Raw genomic sequence first — 3305 nt, forward strand, 5'->3', positions numbered from 1 at the left:
CCGGCGTTGTGGCCGTACCACCACTGGATCATCGCATCGGTCGCGCCCGAGTAGGCGGAGTAGGACTTGAACAGGTTCACCGGCAGCGACATGTGGTTGACGATGTGCAGCATCGCCGTGACCACGATGAACGCACCGTAGAACCAGTTACCCACGTAGATGTGCTTGGTTTTGCGCTTGGTGATGGTGCCGAAGAACACCAGACCGTAGGTGACCCAGACAATGGCCAGCAAAATGGCGATCGGCCATTCCAGTTCCGCGTATTCCTTGGTGGTGGTGTAACCCAGCGGCAAGGTAATGATTGCGCCGACGATTACCGCTTGCCAGCCCCAGAAGGTGAAGGCGGCGAGGCTGTCGGAAATCAGTCGCGTCTGGCAGGTTCGCTGCACGACATAGTAGGAAGTGGCAAACAGTGCACAACCACCGAAGGCGAAAATCACCAGGTTTGTGTGCAACGGGCGCAGGCGTCCAAAGCTCGTCCACGGCAGACCGAAGTTCAACTCCGGCCAAACCAGTTGCGAGGCGATGAAGACACCGAGCCCCATGCCAAGGATCCCCCAGACCACCGTCATGATGGCGAACTGGCGGACTACCTTATAGTTATAAGCAGTCGGACTGATTGCTGTGCTCATTCTAAGGTTCCACGGTTTGGGTGTTTTATTAGGATTAAAATCGGCCGCAAGTATGCAGAGAGCAGGGGGTCATTGCAACGCGCCATGACCTGGGTCAATGCTTTCCAACGCTGATTCTGCGGCCTTTCCATGCGCCGCGTAAGGACAAAATCAGCCTCGGACAAAATGTCGCAGCGGACGAAAAAAGCGAGGGGTTCAGGTCGCTTGTAACGGGGTGTGTTCAAACGCTCGGTTCGGGTGACGGACGGTGAATGGCACGACAGCCGGTATCTACCGGCGTTTGCGGCCACATCAGTCAGCCGGTTCGCGGAACACAGCAGTCAGCGTTGACCTGGAACCGGCACAAGCCAGTCCGCATCGAGCAAGCGTAGACCCGAATCAGAGGAACCGAAAGGAGAGGGTGTGAAGGGGTGCGACAATGCGTCGCAAAGGGGCTGGATGCTGCCGCACCGAGAATGGTGCGGCAGAGGTGTACGCAATGATTACTTCTTGTTGTCTTCAGTAATCAGTTTTTCTGTATTCAATCCGTGCGACAGGCTGTACACATAAGCGGCCAGTAATTGCACTTTATCGTTACCCAGCAGTTCGTTCTGCGCCGGCATATGACCCTGACGACCATGGCGAATGGTCTGCTCGAGTTGGGTCAGGCTGGTGCCGTAGATAAACCCGGCCGGGTGCGTCAGATTCGGCGCACCCATGGCTTCAGTGCCGTGGCCGGTTGCCCCATGACAGGCTACGCAAGTGGTGCTGAACGCTTGCTGTCCGGCTTGCAGGTCGGCCTTGCTGTCGGCGGGCAATGGCAGACCGGCCAGCTCGTGACGCACATAAGCGGCCACGTTCTTCACCCCGGCCTCGCCGAGCACTTCGCCCCAGGCCGGCATCGCCGCCATCCGGCCACCCATGATGGTGGTCTTGATGGTCTCGGCTTCGCCACCCCAGCGCCAGTTGCTGTCGGCGAGGTTAGGGAAACCGAACGCACCTTTGGCGTCGGAGCCGTGGCATACCGAGCAGTTGGAGGCGAACAAGCGGCCACCCATTTTCAGCGCCTGTGGATCCTTCGCCACTTCTTCCACCGGCATGGCGGCAAACTTGGCGAAGATCGGCCCGAACTTGGCATCAGCCTTGTTCATCTCCTTTTCCCACTCGTGCACGCCAGTCCAGCCATCCTCGTAACCCGGCAGGATGCCTTTCCAGTTGCCCAGACCCGGATAGAGGATCAGATAGCCCACGGAAAACACCAGCGTGCCGGCGAATAGCATGAACCACCACTGCGGCAGCGGGTTGTCGTATTCCTCGATGCCGTCGAAGCTGTGGCCCATGGTCTGGTCGACGCTGCCTTTGGTTTCGCCCCGGCGGGTGCCGATCAGCAGCCACGTCAGGCCGATCAGGCTGCCGATGGTCAGTACGCAGATCCACGTACTCCAGAAGGTGGTCATGGCCGGGTACTCCTTGTTTCAGATGCTTGGTTTTGTTCGGGCTGTGGCTCGTCGGCAAACGGCAGCAGACGTGCTTCGGCGAATTCCGGCGTGCGCTTGCGGTTGAACACCCAAAGCGTCAAACCGACGAAGGCGACGAACACCACGACCGTGCCGAGGCCGCGAATCAGGCCTGCACTCATTTCAATGATCATCGTGCTCACCTCTTGCTCTTGATCGCAGTGCCGAGCACTTGCAGGTAGGAGACGAGGGCGTCCATTTCGGTCTTGCCCTTGAGGCTGGCCACCGCGCCGCTGATGTCGTCGTCGGTGTACGGCACGCCGAGGGTGCGCATGGTCTTGAGCTTGGTTTCGGTGTGGCTGCTGTCGACCGCTTGCGTGACCAGCCATGGGTAGGCCGGCATTTTCGATTCCGGTACGACGTTGCGCGGGTTGTACAAGTGCGCGCGGTGCCAGTCATCCGAGTAACGCGCGCCGACCCGGGCGAGGTCCGGACCGGTACGTTTCGAGCCCCACAGGAACGGGTGATCCCAAACGCTTTCGCCCGCAACCGAGTAGTGCCCGTAGCGCTCGGTTTCGGCGCGGAACGGGCGGATCATCTGCGAGTGGCAACCGACGCAGCCTTCGCGGATGTAGATGTCGCGGCCTTCCAGTTGCAGCGCGGTGTAGGGCTTCATGCCTTCTACCGGTTTGTTGGTGACGTCCTGGAAGAACAGCGGGACGATCTGGGTCAGGCCGCCGATGCTCACGGCGAACACCATGAGCAACATCAACAGGCCGACGTTCTTTTCAATCGTTTCGTGTTTCATGGCGGACTCCTCAGGCCATCTGCGCGGCAGCAACGACGTCAGCAGGCTGCGAGGCCCGCACGGTGCGCCAGGTGTTGTAAGCCATCAGGAACATGCCGCTGAGGAAGATCGCCCCGCCAATCAGCCGCACGACGAAGCCTGGATGGCTGGCCACCAGGGTTTCGACGAAGGAGTAGGTCAGCGTGCCGTCCTCGTTCACTGCGCGCCACATCAGGCCCTGGGCGATGCCGTTGACCCACATCGAGGCGATGTAGAGCACGGTGCCGATGGTCGCGAGCCAGAAGTGCGCGTTGATCAAACCGACGCTGTGCATCTGCGCCTTGCCGAAGATTTTCGGGATCATGTGGTACAGCGCGCCGATCGAGATCATCGCCACCCAACCGAGGGCGCCAGCGTGGACGTGGCCGATGGTCCAGTCGGTGTAGTGGG

5 protein-coding genes are annotated in these 3305 nt (G+C 60.1%); all 5 read right to left on the reverse strand.

What is annotated here, in order from left to right:
* Positions 1-632, reverse strand: a 632-nt coding sequence (locus PMI23_RS28455; RefSeq protein ID WP_007950332.1) for a cbb3-type cytochrome c oxidase subunit I, incomplete at its 3' end; no start/stop codon positions are given.
* A gap of 482 nt (positions 633-1114) precedes the next feature.
* Entirely contained in the window at positions 1115-2068 is a 954-nt protein-coding gene (gene ccoP, locus PMI23_RS28460) for a cytochrome-c oxidase, cbb3-type subunit III (RefSeq protein ID WP_007917157.1), read from the reverse strand.
* Entirely contained in the window at positions 2065-2262 is a 198-nt protein-coding gene (locus PMI23_RS28465) for a cbb3-type cytochrome oxidase subunit 3 (RefSeq protein ID WP_007917155.1), read from the reverse strand. Before PMI23_RS28465 ends, ccoP begins: the two co-directional genes overlap by 4 nt.
* Positions 2263-2267: 5 nt before the next feature.
* On the reverse strand, positions 2268-2876 hold the full coding sequence (ccoO, locus tag PMI23_RS28470; protein ID WP_003223389.1) for a cytochrome-c oxidase, cbb3-type subunit II: 609 nt from the start codon (positions 2874-2876) through the stop codon (positions 2268-2270).
* Between the two features lie 10 nt (positions 2877-2886).
* Positions 2887-3305: cbb3-type cytochrome c oxidase subunit I (locus PMI23_RS28475; protein WP_007950333.1), on the reverse strand; the 419-nt coding region annotated here is incomplete at its 5' end.

It is taken from the genome of Pseudomonas sp. GM24, assembly GCF_000282235.1.
GTDB lineage: Bacteria > Pseudomonadota > Gammaproteobacteria > Pseudomonadales > Pseudomonadaceae > Aquipseudomonas.

Bases quoted from the DNA above. Each gene is read 5' to 3' on its own strand.
- PMI23_RS28465 (WP_007917155.1), bottom strand. From the start codon at position 2,262: ATGATCATTGAAATGAGTGCAGGCCTGATTCGCGGCCTCGGCACGGTC.
- ccoO (WP_003223389.1), bottom strand. From the start codon at position 2,876: ATGAAACACGAAACGATTGAAAAGAACGTCGGCCTGTTGATGTTGCTC.
- ccoP (WP_007917157.1), bottom strand. From the start codon at position 2,068: ATGACCACCTTCTGGAGTACGTGGATCTGCGTACTGACCATCGGCAGC.